Genomic DNA, 216 nt, shown 5'->3' on the forward strand with positions numbered 1-216 from the left:
CCCCTTGCGAAGGATATTCAAAAATTCCCGCCCGTCAAGGTTAAAATGAACTGGCTTCGCCAGACCTTGACAAGCGAGAATTTTTGAATTGGAGGAAATCAAGGGTAACGCCCCCGGCAAGGTGGGCAAGCCACCCACGAAATAACGAAAGGTTGTGTAAATATGAAAGCCGTAATATATGCCCGCTATTCCTCCGACAGCCAGCGCGAAGAAAGT

General features: G+C 48.6%; 1 protein-coding gene. It reads right to left on the minus strand.

The window, feature by feature from the left end; genetic code table 11:
- Positions 1 to 216: hypothetical protein (locus H6B10_RS17735; RefSeq protein WP_204652592.1), on the minus strand; the 216-nt coding region annotated here is incomplete at both ends.

Origin of the sequence: Gemmiger formicilis (assembly GCF_016901605.1) — a bacterium.
GTDB lineage: Bacteria > Bacillota > Clostridia > Oscillospirales > Ruminococcaceae > Gemmiger > Gemmiger formicilis_B.